Here is a 23,580-nt window from a genome sequence, read left to right on the forward strand (position 1 = left end):
TCTACCTGTTAACACGGATGAACCTCACCAATGGTTCCCTCAGTAATAATTTTTTTAATTTTTTATGGGCGCGATGCAAACGCGATTTTACGGTACCAACATTTATGTCGAGGATTTCTGCCACCTCACTGGCGGTGTACCCTTCCACATCGTGTAAAAGCACAACATCACGCCAACCCGGCCCCAACATTAGCAATGCTCGATTCAAAAGGCGCTCAAGATCCAGGTTGCTACAATGCTCAGATCTTCCATCGCTGCAGCTTTCTACATCCTGCAAGTCGAAACTTTCATCAATTGGCGATGCGCACTGTCTGCGATAAAGATCCACATAGCGGTGATAAAGCACCTTGACTAACCAAGGCCCCAGGCGTTCGGTTTTCTCTAGGATCGAAACTTTATTTAACAAGCCAGACAATACATCCTGTACCAAGTCTTCCGCGTCTACACGACTCCCCGTCCAGCGATAAGCCATGCGATACATGGTGCGAATATATGGGTAAACCAGGCCAGAGAAATGCTCCTGGCTGGAACGTTTGTGAAACAATGCTTTTGGCCAGGTGTACAAACCACTACCCCCGGATTTCTTGGATAATAAAATCGCACCCAAGTGCCTACAAAAAGAGTGACACTGCGCAAGTAGACGAAAAAATCGAAAAGCGTTCGTTGTGCGAGCTGTGCAAGAAATCTAGCAGCGTAGAAATAAGAAGTAGGGAAAAGGTATATTTACGCGTGAACTTGGGTGACGAAGGAGGGCCCCGGTAGCCTTAGCCGCCGGGGGTAAGTGTGATAAAGGGGCAAAGAGCAGTGCCTAGCTACTGCGTTGACGCACCGCTTCAAACAGGCAGACACCCGTGGCAACTGAAACATTTAAACTGCTAACCTCACCTGCCATAGGAATTTTAATCAGGTGATCACAGTGTTCACGTGTCAATCTGCGTAAGCCGCTACCTTCAGCCCCCATCACCAATGCCAGCGGGCCTGTCAGTTGGCTCTGGTAAACATCCTGCGTAGCCTCTCCCGCCGCACCAAAAATCCACACGCCTGCCTGTTGCAATTGCTGCAAAGTGCGTGCGAGATTAGTCACTGTGACAAAGGGCAGCACTTCAGCAGCTCCACAAGCAACTTTTCGGGCAGTTGGCGTTAGCCCGGCGGACTTATCCTTAGGAGCAATTACCGCATGAACACCAGCTGCCTCAGCGGAGCGCAGACAAGCTCCCAAGTTATGGGGATCTGTTACGCCATCCAGGACCAGCAGGAAGGGTACCTCACTTTCCTTTTCAAGCTGTTCCAACATCCCCATCAGGAATTTTTCATCGTGGACTTTTGTTTTACCAGCACAAATGGCAATAACGCCCTGATGATTCGCACTCTCATCAACTTTTTCATCCAGGGCACGGCGGTCAACAAAGCGCATGGCAATGTCATTTTTATCCGCCTGTTGAATAATTTTTTGTAAGCGTTGGTCTTTACGGCCACGCAATAACATCAGCTCCCGCACATGCTGTGGGGACCCTTTTAACAACGCCTGCACCGCGTGCAGGCCATACACCAGTTCTTGGCTCAATTTAATCCTCGATCACTATTTCTTTTTGCTTTTAGAAGAAGTTTTCTTCTTCTTTTTACTTTGCCTGCGCGGGTCTTGGCCTTTTCTGCTTTCTGCGCCGCTTTGCGCGCAGCTACCGCAGGGCGCTTCCCACCTTTACGCGTAGGTGTACGCTTGCTGCCGCGACGCTTGACTGGAATATCTGTTTTTTGTTGATCCCCAGCCTCATCATCTGTCTTTTTCCTCGCAGAAGAAGATTTGCACCGCGCAGACTCCTCAACCAAAACGGTTTCTTTAGAGCCAACTTTACGTTTGCGGAAAGGGGCTACCTCCGTAGAGGTTTCCGCATGCTTAGCCCAGGGGTTAGATACTGCTTTACTTCCCATTTTCTTCTTCTGTTTGCTCCGACGTTCTCGCTCCTGCTGGTGCTCTACCGCCATTTCCATCGCTCGAGCACTAACCCTGGTAGCCTCTTCCTTTTTACTCGCCGCTCTATTTTGTTTACTGCGCGGTATCAACCCCTCAAGGATAAAATCGACCTTACGTTCCTCCAGGTCGACTCTTGCTACCTGTACAGTAACCGAATCGCCAAGGTGATATCGCTTGCCACTGCGCTCACCAATCAGCCGCTGATGAGCCTGCTCAAAGCGATAATAATCCTTCGGTAACGCAGTCACATGAATCAACCCCTCCACATAGAGGTTATCCAATTCAACAAACAAACCGAAACCGGTCACTGCACTGATCACCCCCGGGTAGACTTCGCCTACATGATCCTGCAAATATTCACACTTAAGCCAACTAACCACATCCCGTGTGGCGTCATCAGCGCGTCGCTCAGTCATGGAGCATTGCTCACCAAGCTGTAACATCGCTGGCATATCGTAAGGCAGTATCTGCTCCCGGCCGATAGGCTTGGCACCCGGCACTGCATGAACCTTTTTGGCTACAGCTTGCTCATTGGCGCTTCCATTACGAACCAACCAGCGCAGGGCTCTATGCAACAAGAGGTCGGGATAACGACGGATAGGTGATGTAAAGTGAGCGTAAGCTCGATAATCCAAACCAAAGTGGCCGCGATTTTCCGGCTGGTATACCGCCTGGTTCATGGAGCGCAGCAGCATCACTTGGATAATATGAGCATCTGCACGGCCCTCAATCTGCTCTAGCAACTCCTGGAAATCTCTGGGCTGAGGTTCGGCTCCACCTGGCAGACGCAGCCCCAGCTCCCCCAAGTATTCGCGCAGGTTACTGAGTTTTTCTTCCTTGGGAGCATCGTGCACACGGTAAAGTGAAGGCAGCCCTGATAGTTCCATCAGGTTCGCCGCACAGACATTAGCCGCCAACATGCACTCTTCAATTAGCTTGTGGGCATCATTTCGCTCAACAGGAATAATGCGCTCAATTTTGCGATTACTGTCGAAGAGAATACGGGTCTCGGTTGTCTCAAAATCGATAGCCCCACGACGGTCACGAGCTCCACGTAATGCCAGATACAAGTCATGCAGGTTATCTAGATGCGGAGTAAGAGTCGCAAACTGCTTCCGCGTACCGCTAGCCCGGTTATCGCGTTCTGCGAGTATTTGGCCAACCTGGGTATAGGTAAGGCGGGCATGACTGCGCATCACACCCTCGAAGAAACGGTAATTAAGAATTTCACCGGTTCGATCAATATGCATCTCACACACCATGCACAACCGATCTACCATTGGATTGAGAGAGCAGAGTCCATTGGATAATTTTTCCGGCAACATGGGCACCACGAAATCGGGGAAATACACTGAATTTCCACGACTGTGCGCCTCCTCATCCAAAGCGGAACCAGGGCGCACATAATGAGACACGTCGGCAATTGCCACCAGGAGCTTCCAGCTGTCATCTGCTTGCAACTCGCAGAAGACGGCATCGTCAAAATCTCGTGCGTCTTCACCATCAATAGTTACCAGAGGCAACTGGCGCAGATCTACTCGCGCCCTCTTGTCCTCCTCCAGCACCTCATCAGCAATTGCATCCACCTCTGCCTGAAGAGCGCCGGGCCACGTATGCGGAATTCCGTAATTGCGAATTGCGACATCAATCTCCATACCCGGCGCCAAGTGATCACCGAGCACCTCAATGACTTCTCCCTGGGGCACACGGTCACGCCCCGGTTGAGTCACGATTTTCACTACCACATACTGGCCGTGTTCCGTCCCCTCGGCATCCTCCGCCGCCACCATAATATCGAGATTAATACGGGGATTGTCAGGCCGCACAAAGCAGATGCCATTTTCCCGATAAAAGCGTCCAGCCAATTGCTCGGTGTTATGTTTAATAACCCGAACCACCGCACCTTCTCGCTTACCACGAAAACCGCCCGGGGTTTCTCGTACCAGGACTTCATCGCCATCAAATACTTTTCGCATCTGCCGGTGAGATAGAAACAAGTCCGTACCGCCATCACCGGGGATAACGAACCCGAAACCATCGCGGTGGCCAATAACACGACCGCGAACCAAGCTCATTTTATCCAGCACACCAAAATCACCAGCGCGATTACTGGCAATCTGTCCATCACGAGACATAGCAATCAGGCGACGGCGTACCCCTTCCCGACGATCTTCGTCCTGAAGCTCCAAAAGCTCCGCTACTGTCTCCCAAGGCACAGGTCCAGCCTGTTGCTCTAAAAGCTGCAGTAGAAATTCACGACTAGGAACAGGTTTTTCATATTTCTCCGCCTCGCGCTGAGCATGCGGATCAGAAGCAAGGGGCTCTGAGGTATTCTTTTGTGTCAAAACAGCATCCGTTGTTGAGGTAGCCACCAACTATTATGGTGACATCCGGAGGTTATCCGGTTAAAGGCAGGCGGCAGAGATAGAGAGTAATTGATCAAGATTTCGCCGCTATTGCACGCATTATAAGCGATTTCGCCAAATTTCCCCTAGCATCAGATGATATGTTGAAATAGGCGCAACAAAACCGTTGACACCCCCTTCCGGATCCTTATAGTTCGCGTCCTCAACGAAACACACGTTGATTTGCCCAGGTGGCGGAATTGGTAGACGCGCTAGCTTCAGGTGCTAGTGACCTTACGGTCGTGGAGGTTCAAGTCCTCTCCTGGGCACCAATTCCTAAAAGGCTGACTCGAAAGAGTCGGCCTTTTTTTGTTGTGAAATACTTAAACTCTTAGCAAGTCTTCCTCCTTGATCCCTACCTTCTTCTGTTAAACGTCTTCCCCAAATTGCTGTAGTTAAGAGAAATAAAAAAGCCGGTCCTCAAGGGCCGGCTTTTTACTCAGAGAATAACTTTAATTACCGAGATAAATCAGCCCCCTGCACTGCCAGCCAAAGGTACTATCTCACCGACAACGTCAGCAGGTGCCTCGCTGACCCCCTCATCCAGCACTGCATCAAATTCCGAGCCTGGAACAGGTTCACCACCAGCAGAAACTGTAGAGGGCAATAGCTCCCCAGACTTAAGTCGCATCTCAGGAGAGTTCACTGCATCCACACCGCTACTATACGGTTTAACAGCGCTGAAAATTGCCGGGTCAACTTGGGTAAAATCCTCTACCGCATTTTGTACCGCAGATTTCAGCCCTTGAGAGGCCTGAGACCCTGCTATCGATTGAAGCTCATCACCAGTACTGGTAACGGTAGGGACTTGGCCAATAAAGTCCGGCTCATAGTAACTTACTGAATAAATATCCAGAGTGTCAGATACATCCAATCGTAAAGGATTAACTGACTCACCGATAATCGTCCACAGCTTCGTATCTGTGCCTAACTTCACAGTAGAGGCCGTAATATGGGTATCACCATATGTCTCGGCGGTTAGTGCTCCAAAGTTTGAACTGGCCAATTCCACATTACCCCGGCCTGCATTTATCTCATCAATAACCAGGTCTCCCTGGGATAAAACACTGATATTAATATCTGCACCAGATGTCGCTATAGCAAGGGTATTCACTTCAACTTCAATATTTACATCACCAGCAACAGTCAACTCAGCTCTGCTAGCCTTAAGGCTGCCACCAATAGTATCCGATGAGCTGCTAGTAATATTAATATCGCCTTCACCATCATATCCAAGACGCATACCACTGTCAGCGAATATGAGTCCGGCCCCATCCAAATTAAAGTTACTGGAATTATCTCCTCCATTTACGAAATCAAAACCTAAATCTGTCTCCAGTGTGAGCGAACCATCGGTATTATCCAGATATTCAAAACCGTCAAATATAAAATTACCAACAAGGTTACCGTTTGAATTTATCTGCCAAGTGGCCCCAGAGAGATTGTATTGGAAGGAGTCATTCCCACTTCCACCGGATAACTGTGTATTTTGAGCACTATCTGCATCTACTTGCACATAGTCATCACCAGCACCCAACGACACAGTACTGATAGTGGTTCCAGCCAATAGCACTGAATCATTGCCTGCCCCTGTATCAATTTCGGTGAGCGTTCCGCCTGACAGTTTGAACTGGTCACCCCCTCCACCAGCAAAAATAGATTCTACACCGCTGAAGATCAGGGTTTCGCCCGCGCTACTGACACTCTGTTGAGAGTCGCTAATATTCCATTCAGCATCTATATCTGCACCATAGATGACATCACTTCCGCTACCGGCAGTTAGACTTTCCAAGCCCTCAAAAGTCACTCCTCCAATGGTCATCGTATCCAGAGCACTGAACAGGTATTCACCGTTTACATCTTGTCCTACATATGTTCCTGCACCTTGAACTAGTTCGAGATTCTCAAAAACTACAGTTAAACTATTTACCAGAGCTTCAGCCCCACCATTTACCAGTGAGTTATTTGAACTTGTTGATGTCCAAACTGCCCCATCTGAGCTAACGGAATCGTTCCCGCCAGCACCATCTATAGTTTCGAGCCCGGTAAAATCAATTCCGGCCACACTGATATCGCCAGTAGAGCCCAACACGAAATCATCATTATCCTCGGTACCTAGCAATAAACTACCCGCACCGGTGGTGTTTACCGTCTCCAAGCCACTGAAGTTAATCCCCGCAGTTTTAAGAGCCTGGGCTCCTTGCAATTCAAAAAGCGCTGAGTCGTTAGTATTTGTCAGGACAGGAGTATTAGCGCTGAAGATGCCGCTAAATATAAGCGAGCCTGCAACAAGCTGATTTTCAGTCTCGGTTAGTGCTAATCCATCACTATAGGTACTGGCATCCAAGCTGTCATCACCGCCATTGCCATCCACCGCTGACATTCCAGTGATGGTCATACCATACACTTCAACATCTCCATCAGACACTAAAGTAAATGCATCTGCATTACCTGTGCCCAACAAATCTGCATTATTTACAGTAAGGGTTTCTACACCAGAAAAACTTATGCTGCTATTAGTGGCCTCGAAATTACTCCCCGCAAGAACCCAGTCTGCACCACTAGCCCCAACAACATTATCACTGCCTCCCTGCGCATCTACACTACCAACGCCGCTAAAGGCAATACCGTAACTTGTAACTGCATTGCTACCATCAACCACAAAATTGTCAGCATTACTGGTGCCGAACAATGTTCCTGTGAGAGCGGTAAAAATGCCATCAAAAATCAAACTCCCGGCCGATACTTGGTTATCAGCTCCAGTAAGAGCAAGACCATCAGCAAAAGAAACTGCATCCAGGCTGTTATTTCCTCCCTGGCCATCCACTGCAGACATTCCAGAGACAACCATTGAATAGGCTTCAACATCGCCATCAGACTGAAGAATAAATGCATCTGCACCGCTACTACCCAACAAGCTGGCATTGACCGCGGTGAGGGACTCTACATTGGAGAAGGTAATACTGCTGTTGCTGGCTTGTTTGCTACTGCCGGTTAAGATCCAGTTGGCACCATCGGCACCGATCACACTGTCACTGCCATCCAGGGCATTGATCGTGCTCAAGCCGCTGAAGGCAATACCGTAGCTGCTGGCGGCATTGCTGCCATCCACCACAAAGCTATCGGCATTGTCGGTACCGGTCAGTGCTGCAGTCACCGCACTGACAATGCCGTCGAAGGTCAGGGAGCCCGCGGCCACCTGATTGTTGGTGCCGGTCAGGGTCAGGCCATCGCTATAGGCGCTGGCATTCAGGCTGTCATCGCCACCCTGGCCATCAACAACGGACATACCACTCACGGTCAGGTCGTAAACCGCAACATCCCCATTCGATTGCAGGGTGAAGGCATCTACACTCGCTGTGCCCAGCAGGTTGGCATTGACCGCGGTGAGGGACTCTACATTGGAGAAGGTAATATTGCTGTTGCTGGCTTGTTTGCTGGTGCCGGTTAAGATCCAGTTGGCACCATCGGTACCGATCACACTGTCACTGCCATCCAGGGCATTGATCGTACTCAAGCCGCTGAAGGCGATACCGTAGCTGCTGGCGGCATTGCTGCCATCAACCACAAAGCTATCGGCATTGTCGGTACCGGTCAGTGCTGCAGTCACCGCACTGACAATGCCGTCGAAGGTCAGGGAGCCCGCGGCCACCTGATTGTTGGTGCCGGTCAGGGTCAGGCCATCGCTGTAGGCGCTGGCATTCAGGCTGTCATCGCCACCCTGGCCATCAACAACGGACATACCACTCACGATCAGGTCGTAAACCGCAACATCCCCATTCGATTGCAGGGTGAAGGCATCTACACTCGCTGTGCCCAGCAGGTTGGCATTGACCGCGGTGAGGGACTCTACATTGGAGAAGGTAATACTGCTGTTGCTGGCTTGTTTGCTGGTGCCGGTTAAGGTCCAGTTGGCACCATCGGCGCCGATCACACTGTCACTGCCATCCAGGGCATTGATCGTGCTCAAGCCGCTGAAGGCGATACCGTAGCTGCTGGCGGCATTGCTGCCATCAACCACAAAGCTATCGGCATTGTCGGTACCGGTCAGTGCTGCAGTCACCGCACTGACAATGCCGTCGAAGGTCAGGGAGCCCGCGGCCACCTGATTGTTGGTGCCGGTCAGGGTCAGGCCATCGCTGTAGGCGCTGGCATTCAGGCTGTCATCGCCACCCTGGCCATCAACAACGGACATACCACTCACGGTCAGGTCGTAAACCGCAACATCCCCATTCGATTGCAGGGTGAAGGCATCTACACTCGCTGTGCCCAGCAGGTTGGCATTGACCGCGGTGAGGGACTCTACATTGGAGAAGGTAATACTGCTGTTGCTGGCTTGTTTGCTGGTGCCGGTTAAGGTCCAGTTGGCACCATCGGCGCCGATCACACTGTCACTGCCATCCAGGGCATTGATCGTGCTCAAGCCGCTGAAGGCAATACCGTAGCTGCTGGCGGCATTGCTGCCATCAACCACAAAGCTATCGGCATTGTCGGTACCGGTCAGTGCTGCAGTCACCGCACTGACAATGCCGTCGAAGGTCAGGGAGCCCGCGGCCACCTGATTGTTGGTGCCGGTCAGGGTCAGGCCATCGCTATAGGCGCTGGCATTCAGGCTGTCATCGCCACCCTGGCCATCAACAGCGGACATACCACTCACGGTCAGGTCGTAAACCGCAACATCCCCATTCGATTGCAGGGTGAAGGCATCTACACTCGCTGTGCCCAGCAGGTTGGCATTAACCGCGGTGAGGGACTCTACATTGGAGAAGGTAATACTGCTGTTGCTGGCTTGTTTGCTGGTGCCGGTTAAGGTCCAGTTGGCACCATCGGCGCCGATCACACTGTCACTGCCATCCAGGGCATTGATCGTGCTCAAGCCGCTGAAGGCGATACCGTAGCTGCTGGCGGCATTGCTGCCATCCACCACAAAGCTATCGGCATTGTCGGTACCGGTCAGTGCTGCAGTCACCGCACTGACAATACCGTCGAAGGTCAGGGAGCCCGCGGCCACCTGATTGTTGGTGCCGGTCAGGGTCAGGCCATCGCTATAGGCGCTGGCATTCAGGCTGTCATCGCCACCCTGGCCATCAACAGCGGACATACCACTCACGGTCAGGTCGTAAACCGCAACATCCCCATTCGATTGCAGGGTGAAGGCATCTACACTCGCTGTGCCCAGCAGGTTGGCATTGACCGCGGTGAGGGACTCTACATTGGAGAAGGTAATACTGCTGTTGCTGGCTTGTTTACTGGTGCCGGTTAAGGTCCAGTTGGCACCATCGGCGCCGATCACACTGTCACTGCCATCCAGGGCATTGATCGTGCTCAAGCCGCTGAAGGCGATACCGTAGCTGCTGGCGGCATTGCTGCCATCAACCACAAAGCTATCGGCATTGTCGGTACCGGTCAGTGCTGCAGTCACCGCACTGACAATGCCGTCGAAGGTCAGGGAGCCCGCGGCCACCTGATTGTTGGTGCCGGTCAGGGTCAGGCCATCGCTATAGGCGCTGGCATTCAGGCTGTCATCGCCACCCTGGCCATCAACAGCAGACATACCACTTACGGTCAGGTCGTAAACCGCAACATCCCCATTCGATTGCAGGGTGAAGGCATCTACACTCGCTGTGCCCAGCAGGTTGGCATTGACCGCGGTGAGGGACTCTACATTGGAGAAGGTAATACTGCTGTTGCTGGCTTGTTTACTGGTGCCGGTTAAGGTCCAGTTGGCACCATCGGCGCCGATCACACTGTCACTGCCATCCAGGGCATTGATCGTGCTCAAGCCGCTGAAGGCGATACCGTAGCTGCTGGCGGCATTGCTGCCATCAACCACAAAGCTATCGGCATTGTCGGTACCGGTCAGTGCTGCAGTCACCGCACTGACAATGCCGTCGAAGGTCAGGGAGCCCGCGGCCACCTGATTGTTGGTGCCGGTCAGGGTCAGGCCATCGCTATAGGCGCTGGCATTCAGGCTGTCATCGCCACCCTGGCCATCAACAGCGGACATACCACTCACGGTCAGGTCGTAAACCGCAACATCCCCATTCGATTGCAGGGTGAAGGCATCTACACTCGCTGTGCCCAGCAGGTTGGCATTGACCGCGGTGAGGGACTCTACATTGGAGAAGGTAATACTGCTGTTGCTGGCTTGTTTGCTGGTGCCGGTTAAGGTCCAGTTGGCACCATCGGCGCCGATCACACTGTCACTGCCATCCAGGGCATTGATCGTGCTCAAGCCGCTGAAGGCAATACCGTAGCTGCTGGCGGCATTGCTGCCATCAACCACAAAGCTATCGGCATTGTCGGTACCGGTCAGTGCTGCAGTCACCGCACTGACAATGCCGTCGAAGGTCAGGGAGCCCGCGGCCACCTGATTGTTGGTGCCGGTCAGGGTCAGGCCATCGCTATAGGCGCTGGCATTCAGGCTGTCATCGCCACCCTGGCCATCAACAGCGGACATACCACTCACGGTCAGGTCGTAAACCGCAACATCCCCATTCGATTGCAGGGTGAAGGCATCTACACTCGCTGTGCCCAGCAAGTTGGCATTGACCGCGGTGAGGGACTCTACATTGGAGAAGGTAATACTGCTGTTGCTGGCTTGTTTGCTGGTGCCGGTTAAGGTCCAGTTGGCACCATCGGCGCCGATCACACTGTCACTGCCATCCAGGGCATTGATCGTGCTCAAGCCGCTGAAGGCGATACCGTAGCTGCTGGCGGCATTGCTGCCATCCACCACAAAGCTATCGGCATTGTCGGTACCGGTCAGTGCTGCAGTCACCGCACTGACAATACCGTCGAAGGTCAGGGAGCCCGCGGCCACCTGATTGTTGGTGCCGGTCAGGGTCAGGCCATCGCTATAGGCGCTGGCATTCAGGCTGTCATCGCCACCCTGGCCATCAACAACGGACATACCACTCACGATCAGGTCGTAAACCGCAACATCCCCACCGGATTGCAGCACAAATGCATCTGTGCCACTGGTGCCCAGCAGGTTGGCATTGACTGCAGTGAGGGACTCTACATTGGAGAAGGTAATACTGCTGTTGCTGGCTTGTTTACTGGTGCCGGTTAAGATCCAGTTGGCACCATCGGCGCCGGTTACGCTGTCACTACCACCCTTTGCATCCACACTACTGATACTGCTGAAAGCAATTTTATTAGCCGTCAGCGCATTCAGGCCTGTGACTACAAAAGTGTCACTATTACCTGAGCCTTCCAGGCTACCCCCGCTGATACTGTCGATACCGCTAAAGTCGATCAAACTTGTGGAGGCTTCGTTATCGACTCCGGTCAGAGTCACAACTCCCAATGCCACAACACTATCGGTACCTGAACCTGCATTGACAGTGCTCAGCCCACTAAAGCTGATGTCCGCAACATCCAGGGCACTGTTGCCGGTAATCTCAAAGGCATCGATACCACTGCTGCCGGTCAACGTCGCGGTCACCGCACTGACGATACCGTCAAAGGTCAGGGTGCCTGATTCAGCAGTGACTTGATTCACTGCGCCTGTCAACGCCAGGCCATCGCTGTAAGCGCTGGCATTCAGGCTGTCATCGCCACCCTGGCCATCAACAGCGGACATACCACTCACGGTCAGGTCGTAAACCGCAACATCCCCATTCGATTGCAGGGTGAAGGCATCTACACTCGCTGTGCCCAGCAGGTTGGCATTAACCGCGGTGAGGGACTCTACATTGGAGAAGGTAATACTGCTGTTGCTGGCTTGTTTGCTGGTGCCGGTTAAGGTCCAGTTGGCACCATCGGCGCCGATCACACTGTCACTGCCATCCAGGGCATTGATCGTGCTCAAGCCGCTGAAGGCGATACCGTAGCTGCTGGCGGCATTGCTGCCATCAACCACAAAGCTATCGGCATTGTCGGTACCGGTCAGTGCTGCAGTCACCGCACTGACAATACCGTCGAAGGTCAGGGAGCCCGCGGCCACCTGATTGTTGGTGCCGGTCAGGGTCAGGCCATCGCTATAGGCGCTGGCATTCAGGCTGTCATCGCCACCCTGGCCATCAACAGCGGACATACCACTCACGGTCAGGTCGTAAACCGCAACATCCCCATTCGATTGCAGGGTGAAGGCATCTACACTCGCTGTGCCCAGCAGGTTGGCATTGACCGCGGTGAGGGACTCTACATTGGAGAAGGTAATACTGCTGTTGCTGGCTTGTTTGCTGGTGCCGGTTAAGGTCCAGTTGGCACCATCGGCGCCGATCACACTGTCACTGCCATCCAGGGCATTGATCGTGCTCAAGCCGCTGAAGGCGATACCGTAGCTGCTGGCGGCATTGCTGCCATCAACCACAAAGCTATCGGCATTGTCGGTACCGGTCAGTGCTGCAGTCACCGCACTGACAATGCCGTCGAAAGTCAGGGAGCCCGCGGCCACCTGATTGTTGGTGCCGGTCAGGGTCAGGCCATCGCTATAGGCGCTGGCATTCAGGCTGTCATCGCCACCCTGGCCATCAACAGCGGACATACCACTCACGGTCAGGTCGTAAACCGCAACATCCCCATTCGATTGCAGGGTGAAGGCATCTACACTCGCTGTGCCCAGCAGGTTGGCATTGACCGCGGTGAGGGACTCTACATTGGAGAAGGTAATACTGCTGTTGCTGGCTTGTTTGCTGGTGCCGGTTAAGGTCCAGTTGGCACCATCGGCGCCGATCACACTGTCACTGCCATCCAGGGCATTGATCGTGCTCAAGCCGCTGAAGGCGATACCGTAGCTGCTGGCGGCATTGCTGCCATCAACCACAAAGCTATCGGCATTGTCGGTACCGGTCAGTGCTGCAGTCACCGCACTGACAATGCCGTCGAAGGTCAGGGAGCCCGCGGCCACCTGATTGTTGGTGCCGGTCAGGGTCAGGCCATCGCTATAGGCGCTGGCATTCAGGCTGTCATCGCCACCCTGGCCATCAACAGCGGACATACCACTCACGGTCAGGTCGTAAACCGCAACATCCCCATTCGATTGCAGGGTGAAGGCATCTACACTCGCTGTGCCCAGCAGGTTGGCATTGACCGCGGTGAGGGACTCTACATTGGAGAAGGTAATACTGCTGTTGCTGGCTTGTTTGCTGGTGCCGGTTAAGGTCCAGTTGGCACCATCGGCGCCGATCACACTGTCACTGCCATCCAGGGCATTGATCGTGCTCAAGCCGCTGAAGGCAATACCGTAGCTGCTGGCGGCATTGCTGCCATCAACCACAAAGCTATCGGCATTGTCGGTACCGGTCAGTGCTGCAGTCACCGCACTGACAATGCCGTCGAAGGTCAGGGAGCCCGCGGCCACCTGATTGTTGGTGCCGGTCAGGGTCAGGCCATCGCTATAGGCGCTGGCATTCAGGCTGTCATCGCCACCCTGGCCATCAACAGCAGACATACCACTTACGGTCAGGTCGTAAACCGCAACATCCCCATTCGATTGCAGGGTGAAGGCATCTACACTCGCTGTGCCCAGCAGGTTGGCATTGACCGCGGTGAGGGACTCTACATTGGAGAAGGTAATACTGCTGTTGCTGGCTTGTTTGCTGGTGCCGGTTAAGGTCCAGTTGGCACCATCGGCACCGATCACACTGTCACTGCCATCCAGGGCATTGATCGTGCTCAAGCCGCTGAAGGCAATACCGTAGCTGCTGGCGGCATTGCTGCCATCAACCACAAAGCTATCGGCATTGTCGGTACCGGTCAGTGCTGCAGTCACCGCACTGACAATGCCGTCGAAGGTCAGGGAGCCCGCGGCCACCTGATTGTTGGTGCCGGTCAGGGTCAGGCCATCGCTATAGGCGCTGGCATTCAGGCTGTCATCGCCACCCTGGCCATCAACAACGGACATACCACTCACGGTCAGGTCGTAAACCGCAACATCCCCATTCGATTGCAGGGTGAAGGCATCTACACTCGCTGTGCCCAGCAGGTTGGCATTGACCGCGGTGAGGGACTCTACATTGGAGAAGGTAATATTGCTGTTGCTGGCTTGTTTGCTGGTGCCGGTTAAGATCCAGTTGGCACCATCGGCGCCAGTTACGCTGTCGGCACCATCCTTCGCATCAATATCCCCACTAAAACCAGTGAAGCTGATGCTGTTCGCGGTGACATTGGTATTGCTAACCACGACGAAGGTATCTGCATTCGCAGAACCCTCCAGGCTACCGCCAGTAACACTGTCGATACCGCTAAAATCAATCAAACTTGTGGAGGCTTCGTTATCGACTCCGGTCAGAGTCACAACTCCCAATGCCACAACACTATCGGTACCTGAACCTGCATTGACAGTGCTCAGCCCACTAAAGCTGATGTCCGCAACATCCAGGGCATTGTTGCCGGTAATCTCAAAGGCATCGACACCACTGCTGCCGGTCAACGTCGCGGTCACCGCGCTGGCGATACCGTCAAAAGTCAGAGTGCCTGATTCAGCAGTGACTTGATTCACTGCGCCTGTCAACGCCAGGCCATCGCTGTAAGCACTGGCATCCAGGCTATCGCTATCGCCATTGCCGTTCACAGCAGACATACCACTCACGGTCAGGTCGTAAACCGCAACATCCCCACCGGATTGCAGCACAAATGCATCTGTGCCACTGGTGCCCAGCAGGTTGGCATTGACTGCAGTGAGGGACTCTACATTGGAGAAGGTAATACTGCTGTTGCTGGCTTGTTTACTGGTGCCGGTTAAGATCCAGTTGGCACCATCGGCGCCGGTTACGCTGTCACTACCACCCTTTGCATCCACACTACTGATACTGCTGAAAGCAATTTTATTAGCCGTCAGCGCATTCAGGCCTGTGACTACAAAAGTGTCACTATTACCTGAGCCTTCCAGGCTACCCCCGCTGATACTGTCGATACCGCTAAAGTCGATCAAACTTGTGGAGGCTTCGTTATCGACTCCGGTCAGAGTCACAACTCCCAATGCCACAACACTATCGGTACCTGAACCTGCATTGACAGTGCTCAGCCCACTAAAGCTGATGTCCGCAACATCCAGGGCACTGTTGCCGGTAATCTCAAAGGCATCGATACCACTGCTGCCGGTCAACGTCGCGGTCACCGCACTGACGATACCGTCAAAGGTCAGGGTGCCTGATTCAGCAGTGACTTGATTCACTGCGCCTGTCAACGCCAGGCCATCGCTGTAAGCGCTGGCATTCAGGCTGTCATCGCCACCCTGGCCATCAACAGCGGACATACCACTCACGGTCAGGTCGTAAACCGCAACATCCCCATTCGATTGCAGGGTGAAGGCATCTACACTCGCTGTGCCCAGCAGGTTGGCATTAACCGCGGTGAGGGACTCTACATTGGAGAAGGTAATACTGCTGTTGCTGGCTTGTTTGCTGGTGCCGGTTAAGGTCCAGTTGGCACCATCGGCGCCGATCACACTGTCACTGCCATCCAGGGCATTGATCGTGCTCAAGCCGCTGAAGGCGATACCGTAGCTGCTGGCGGCATTGCTGCCATCAACCACAAAGCTATCGGCATTGTCGGTACCGGTCAGTGCTGCAGTCACCGCACTGACAATACCGTCGAAGGTCAGGGAGCCCGCGGCCACCTGATTGTTGGTGCCGGTCAGGGTCAGGCCATCGCTATAGGCGCTGGCATTCAGGCTGTCATCGCCACCCTGGCCATCAACAGCGGACATACCACTCACGGTCAGGTCGTAAACCGCAACATCCCCACCGGATTGCAGCACAAATGCATCTGTACCACTGGTGCCCAGCAGATTGGCATTGACCGCGGTGAGGGACTCTACATTGGAGAAGGTAATACTGCTGTTGCTGGCTTGTTTGCTGGTGCCGGTTAAGATCCAGTTGGCACCATCGGCGCCGATCACACTGTCACTGCCATCCAGGGCATTGATCGTGCTCAAGCCGCTGAAGGCGATACCGTAGCTGCTGGCGGCATTGCTGCCATCAACCACAAAGCTATCGGCATTGTCGGTACCGGTCAGTGCTGCAGTCACCGCACTGACAATACCGTCGAAGGTCAGGGAGCCCGCGGCCACCTGATTGTTGGTGCCGGTCAGGGTCAGGCCATCGCTATAGGCGCTGGCATTCAGGCTGTCATCGCCACCCTGGCCATCAACAACGGACATACCACTCACGGTCAGGTCGTAAACCGCAACATCCCCATTCGATTGCAGGGTGAAGGCATCTACACTCGCTGTGCCCAGCAGGTTGGCATTGACCGCGGTGAGGGACTCTACATTGGAGAAGGTAATATTGCTGTTGCTGGCTTGTTTGCTGGTGCCGGTTAAGATCCAGTTGGCACCATCGGCGCCAGTTACGCTGTCGGCACCATCCTTCGCATCAATATCCCCACTAAAACCAGTGAAGCTGATGCTGTTCGCGGTGACATTGGTATTGCTAACCACGACGAAGGTATCTGCATTCGCAGAACCCTCCAGGCTACCGCCAGTAACACTGTCGATACCGCTAAAATCAATCAAACTTGTGGAGGCTTCGTTATCGACTCCGGTCAGAGTCACAACTCCCAATGCCACAACACTATCGGTACCTGAACCTGCATTGACAGTGCTCAGCCCACTAAAGCTGATGTCCGCAACATCCAGGGCATTGTTGCCGGTAATCTCAAAGGCATCGACACCACTGCTGCCGGTCAACGTCGCGGTCACCGCGCTGGCGATACCGTCAAAAGTCAGAGTGCCTGATTCAGCAGTGACTTGATTCACTGCGCCTGTCAACGCCAGGCCATCGCTGTAAGCACTGGCATTCAGGCTGTCATCGCCGCCATTGCCGTCCACAGCAGACATACCACTCACGGTCAGGTCGTAAACCGCAACATCCCCACCGGATTGCAGCACAAATGCATCTGTGCCACTGGTGCCCAGCAGGTTGGCATTGACTGCAGTGAGGGACTCTACATTGGAGAAGGTAATACTGCTGTTGCTGGCTTGTTTACTGGTGCCGGTTAAGATCCAGTTGGCACCATCGGCGCCGGTTACGCTGTCACTACCACCCTTTGCATCCACACTACTGATACTGCTGAAAGCAATTTTATTAGCCGTCAGCGCATTCAGGCCTGTGACTACAAAAGTGTCACTATTACCTGAGCCTTCCAGGCTACCCCCGCTGATACTGTCGATACCGCTAAAGTCGATCAAACTTGTGGAGGCTTCGTTATCGACTCCGGTCAGAGTCACAACTCCCAATGCCACAACACTATCGGTACCTGAACCTGCATTGACAGTGCTCAGCCCACTAAAGCTGATGTCCGCAACATCCAGGGCACTGTTGCCGGTAATCTCAAAGGCATCGATACCACTGCTGCCGGTCAACGTCGCGGTCACCGCACTGACGATACCGTCAAAGGTCAGGGTGCCTGATTCAGCAGTGACTTGATTCACTGCGCCTGTCAACGCCAGGCCATCGCTGTAAGCGCTGGCATTCAGGCTATCATCGCCACCCTGGCCATCAACAGCGGACATACCACTCACGGTCAGGTCGTAAACCGCAACATCCCCATTCGATTGCAGGGTGAAGGCATCTACACTCGCTGTGCCCAGCAGGTTGGCATTGACCGCGGTGAGGGACTCTACATTGGAGAAGGTAATACTGCTGTTGCTGGCTTGTTTGCTGGTGCCGGTTAAGATCCAGTTGGCACCATCGGCGCCGATCACACTGTCACTGCCATCCAGGGCATTGATCGTGCTCAAGCCGCTGAAGGCAATACCGTAGCTGCTGGCGGCATTGCTGCCATCAACCACAAAGCTATCGGCATTGTCGGTACCGGTCAGTGCTGCAGTCACCGCACTGACAATGCCGTCGAAGGTCAGGGAGCCCGCGGCCACCTGATTGTTGGTGCCGGTCAGGGTCAGGCCATCGCTATAGGCGCTGGCATTCAGGCTGTCATCGCCACCCTGGCCATCAACAGCGGACATACCACTCACGGTCAGGTCGTAAACCGCAACATCCCCATTCGATTGCAGGGTGAAGGCATCTACACTCGCTGTGCCCAGCAGGTTGGCATTGACCGCGGTGAGGGACTCTACATTGGAGAAGGTAATACTGCTGTTGCTGGCTTGTTTGCTGGTGCCGGTTAAGGTCCAGTTGGCACCATCGGCACCGATCACACTGTCACTGCCATCCAGGGCATTGATCGTGCTCAAGCCGCTGAAGGCGATACCGTAGCTGCTGGCGGCATTGCTGCCATCAACCACAAAGCTATCGGCATTGTCGGTACCGGTCAGTGCTGCAGTCACCGCACTGACAATGCCGTCGAAAGTCAGGGAGCCCGCGGCCACCTGATTGTTGGTGCCGGTCAGGGTCAGGCCATCGCTGTAGGCGCTGGCATTCAGGCTGTCATCGCCACCCTGGCCATCAACAACGGACATACCACTCACGGTCAGGTCGTAAACCGCAACATCCCCATTCGATTGCAGGGTGAAGGCATCTACACTCGCTGTGCCCAGCAGGTTGGCATTGACCGCGGTGAGGGACTCTACATTGGAGAAGGTAATATTGCTGTTGCTGGCTTGTTTGCTGGTGCCGGTTAAGATCCAGTTGGCACCATCGGCGCCAGTTACGCTGTCGGCACCATCCTTCGCATCAATATCCCCACTAAAACCAGTGAAGCTGATGCTGTTCGCGGTGACATTGGTATTGCTAACCACGACGAAGGTATCTGCATTCGCAGAACCCTCCAGGCTACCGCCAGTAACACTGTCGATACCGCTAAAATCAATCAAACTTGTGGAGGCTTCGTTATCGACTCCGGTCAGAGTCACAACTCCCAATGCCGCAACACTATCGGTACCTGAACCTGCATTGACAGTGCTCAGCCCACTAAAGCTGATGTCCGCAACATCCAGGGCACTGTTGCCGGTAATCTCAAAGGCATCGACACCACTGCTGCCGGTCAACGTCGCGGTCACCGCACTGACGATACCGTCAAAAGTCAGGGTGCCTGATTCAGCAGTGACTTGATTCACTGCGCCTGTCAACGCCAGGCCATCGCTGTAAGCACTGGCATCCAGGCTATCGCTATCGCCATTGCCGTTCACGGAGGACATGCCGGAAACCGTCAGCTCATAAGCTTTTACATTCCCATCGGCCTGTAAAATAAATGCATCTGCATTCGTTGTACCCACAAGACCTGCATTCGTCGCTGTGAGGTTTTCGACATTGCTAAAGGTGATCCCGCTATTTTTTGCTTGATAGTCGGTACCAGTGAGTTCCCAGTTAACACCGTCTGCGCCAGTTACGCTGTCGGCACCATCCTTCGCATCAATATCACCACTAAAACCAGTGAAGCTGATGCTGTTCGCGGTGACATTGGTATTGCTAACCACTACGAAGGTATCTGCATTCGCAGAACCCTCCAGGCTACCGCCAGTAACACTGTCGATACCGCTAAAATCGATCAAACTTGTGGAGGCTTCGTTATCGACTCCGGTCAGAGTCACAACTCCCAATGCCGCAACACTATCGGTACCTGAACCTGCATTGACAGTGCTCAGCCCACTAAAGCTGATGTCCGCAACATCCAGGGCATTGTTGCCGGTAATCTCAAAGGCATCGACACCACTGCTGCCGGTCAACGTCGCGGTCACCGCGCTGGCGATACCATCAAAAGTCAGGGTGCCTGATTCAGCAGTGACTTGGTTCACAGCGCCTGTCAACGCCAGGCCATCGCTGTAAGCACTGGCATCCAGGCTATCGCTATCGCCATTGCCGTTCACGGAGGACATGCCGGAAACCGTCAGCTCATAAGCTTTTACATTCCCATCGGCCTGTAAAATAAATGCATCTGCATTCGTTGTACCCACAAGAGCTGCATTCGTCGCTGTGAGATTCTCGACATTACTAAAGGTGATCCCGCTATTTTTTGCTTGATAGTCGGTACCAGTGAGTTCCCAGTTAACACCGTCTGCGCCAGTTACGCTGTCGGCACCATCCTTCGCATCAATATCACCACTAAAACCAGTGAAGCTGATGCTGTTCGCGGTGACATTGGTATTGCTAACCACGACGAAGGTATCTGCATTCGCAGAACCCTCCAGGCTACCGCCACTAACACTGTCGATACCGCTAAAATCGATCAAACTTGTGGAGGCTTCGTTATCGACTCCGGTCAGAGTCACAACTCCCAATGCCACAACACTATCGGTACCTGAACCTGCATTGACAGTGCTCAGCCCACTAAAGCTGATGTCCGCAACATCCAGGGCACTGTTGCCGGTAATCTCAAAGGCATCGACACCACTGCTGCCGGTCAACGTCGCGGTCACCGCACTGACGATACCGTCAAAAGTCAGGGTGCCTGATTCAGCAGTGACTTGATTCACTGCGCCTGTCAACGCCAGGCCATCGCTGTAAGCACTGGCATCCAGGCTATCGCTATCGCCATTGCCGTTCACGGAGGACATGCCGGAAACCGTCAGCTCATAAGCTTTTACATTCCCATCGGCCTGTAAAATAAATGCATCTGCATTCGTTGTACCCACAAGACCTGCATTCGTCGCTGTGAGGTTTTCGACATTGCTAAAGGTGATCCCGCTATTTTTTGCTTGATAGTCGGTACCAGTGAGTTCCCAGTTAACACCGTCTGCGCCAGTTACGCTGTCGGCACCATCCTTCGCATCAATATCACCACTAAAACCAGTGAAGCTGATGCTGTTCGCGGTGACATTGGTATTGCTAACCACTACGAAGGTATCTGCATTCGCAGAACCCTCCAGGCTACCGCCAGTAACACTGTCGATACCGCTAAAATCGATCAAACTTGTGGAGGCTTCGTTATCGACTCCGGTCAGAGTCACAACTCCCAATGCCGCAACACTATCGGTACCTGAACCTGCATTGACAGTGCTCAGCCCACTAAAGCTGATGTCCGCAACATCCAGGGCATTGTTGCCGGTAATCTCAAAGGCATCGACACCACTGCTGCCGGTCAACGTCGCGGTCACCGCGCTGGCGATACCATCAAAAGTCAGGGTGCCTGATTCAGCAGTGACTTGGTTCACAGCGCCTGTCAACGCCAGGCCATCGCTGTAAGCACTGGCATCCAGGCTATCGCTATCGCCATTGCCGTTCACGGAGGACATGCCGGAAACCGTCAGCTCATAAGCTTTTACATTCCCATCGGCCTGTAAAATAAATGCATCTGCATTCGTTGTACCCACAAGAGCTGCATTCGTCGCTGTGAGATTCTCGACATTACTAAAGGTGATCCCGCTATTTTTTGCTTGATAGTCGGTACCAGTGAGTTCCCAGTTAACACCGTCTGCGCCAGTTACGCTGTCGGTGCCATCCCCCAAATCAACCTTCTCCACCCCAGAAAAAGAGATAGCATCGATAGAAAAAGATTTAGTTCCATTGACTATTAAGGAATCGGCGCTATCTGATAGGGTAAACAAGTCGTCACCACTGTTAGCTACAACGGTCCCGGAGTTTGTGACTGTGATATCACCAAGTTCATTAATCGTATTGTCATCTGTACCACCAACCGAGAGAGAGAAGTCGGAAACAGTAATTGAACCTTCATTGGTAAACGACCCTCCAGCATTAACTGTCAGGCCACCATTTACTGCTGAAACTGTAACTCCATTATCAATTTTTACACCGCTATACGAGGTCAGCGTCAAAGTATGAGCCGTAGTCCATGCAATGGAGTCAGCAACAAGAATTCCATCTGAAAAATCACCGCCAGATGGGGTTACAGGTCCACCGGGACCTGAACCATTATTAGCATCAGTAACACTGATCTCTATATTATTATTCGCCAGTGCACTTACTACAGCTGAAACCGAAACACAATTGTTTGTGACACAAGGATCGTCAGCAATTTCCATCCAGCCTGGATCCAGTAGCCAGTTACCCGTTTCTCCATCACCATGGCTCAATGTGGATACAAACATATCCTCTTCATCAAGATGAAGGTATTGCTTACCAGAAGTTTCTACTAAACCACCATCACCGCCAGCAGCCCCTGACTCCGCCAGGATAGTCCCGCCAAACTCCGTAGTAATATCGGACCATACGATGACCTTGCCACCCTTAGCATTTCCAATACCACTCGCATTAATATTTGCCTCACTTGTGACCGTCGTAAATTCGGCATTGCGAATTTCGGGATTTACTCCTTGATAATCTCCCCCGATAAGTACCTCACCGCCGGAATCTGTACCACGAGCATCAATATCGCCTGCAAGGAAAACCTCGTCACCTAACACCGCAACATAACCACCATTTCCGGAATTACCCGTAACACTTATTTGTCCGGTGTGCTCAGCAGTATCACCCTCTAATACAATTTCACCACCAGCTATGCCTGAGGCATCTAAAGTTCCACTGTTGGCAACACCACTACCAGAACCAAATAAGCGAATTTTTCCCCCGCTGGTATCAATGCCTTTTGCCTTTATCGTACCTTCATTATTTACTGCAGCTGTAAATAGATCACCAGAGACGCTAGCCTCCATTAATACTTGCGCGCCCTCAATAGCTCCTTCATTTAGTACGGCACTATCTACACCCAGATCATTCTCCATGACCTCTTTAGTAATTTTGAGACCAATAAGCCCATCCGCATCGAATGTGAGTAATGCTTCATCAGCCGCAGCCAAACTAACCAGCTCTGCACTAATCAACCCTGAAGATGCATTGGTAACCTGTTTTCCTACCAATAGCGCACTGGATGCATTAATTACCCCACGGTTTACGACAATGCCCGATGAACCATCTTCACCCTGGAAAATAAAATCCCCATTCATGAAGTCTTCTGGATTCATATCAAGCCCAGAAGCGGTGATGGCACCTACATTCACTGTTGCAGTTTCAGTAAAAAGCACTCCTCGCGGATTAACAAGAATTACATGTCCATTCGCCTCAATTGATCCGTGAATCGTAGTTGGATCCTGCCCTAAAATACGGTTAAGTACGATGGATGAGGAATCAGGTTGTAAAAACTTGACCAGTTCTTCCGGGCTTAGGTTAAATGATTCCCAATCTATCGATAGCAAATCAGTGACCTGATCGATTGTTGTGGTTGAACCATCCACATCAATCGTACCTTCACCTCCGGTCACTACACCGCCCTCAGGACCCGCATAAGCCATGGGGCTCAAAATCCCCGCAAGCACACCAGCATAAGCAAGGCTTGATAATTTTATTGCAGTTACTAATCTTCTTACTTCAAGCGTTTTCTTTTTAGCTTTCATACCAG

Annotated in this window: 4 protein-coding genes and 1 tRNA gene; 1 reads left to right on the plus strand and 4 read right to left on the minus strand. The window is 52.8% G+C overall.

What is annotated here, in order from left to right; all coding sequences use genetic code 11:
* Position 1: 1 nt before the first annotated feature.
* From P3339_RS21560 to rnr, 3 genes are all read right to left on the minus strand, one after another.
* Positions 2-565 carry an RNA polymerase sigma factor gene (locus P3339_RS21560; protein ID WP_282951851.1) on the minus strand — a complete coding sequence of 188 codons (564 nt, stop codon included), beginning with the start codon at positions 563-565 and terminating at the stop codon, positions 2-4.
* A 243-nt stretch (positions 566-808) separates the two neighbouring features.
* Entirely contained in the window at positions 809-1,564 is a 756-nt protein-coding gene (gene rlmB / locus P3339_RS21565; RefSeq protein WP_282951852.1) for a 23S rRNA (guanosine(2251)-2'-O)-methyltransferase RlmB, read from the minus strand.
* Complete coding sequence (gene rnr / locus P3339_RS21570; RefSeq protein WP_282951853.1) at positions 1,561-4,317, minus strand: ribonuclease R; 2,757 nt, start codon at positions 4,315-4,317, stop codon at positions 1,561-1,563. The genes rlmB and rnr overlap by 4 nt, the downstream gene beginning before the upstream one ends.
* A 245-nt stretch (positions 4,318-4,562) precedes the next feature.
* Between rnr and P3339_RS21575 the strand changes: the two genes are divergently transcribed.
* Positions 4,563-4,649, plus strand: a tRNA-Leu gene (locus P3339_RS21575).
* Positions 4,650-4,846: 197 nt separating this feature from the next.
* On the opposite strand, the gene P3339_RS21580 is transcribed toward P3339_RS21575, so the two are convergent.
* Complete coding sequence (locus tag P3339_RS21580; protein ID WP_282951854.1) at positions 4,847-23,575, minus strand: filamentous hemagglutinin N-terminal domain-containing protein; 18,729 nt, start codon at positions 23,573-23,575, stop codon at positions 4,847-4,849.
* Positions 23,576-23,580: the final 5 nt, after the last annotated feature.

This window comes from Microbulbifer sp. MLAF003 (assembly GCF_030012965.1).
Taxonomy (GTDB): domain Bacteria; phylum Pseudomonadota; class Gammaproteobacteria; order Pseudomonadales; family Cellvibrionaceae; genus Microbulbifer; species Microbulbifer variabilis.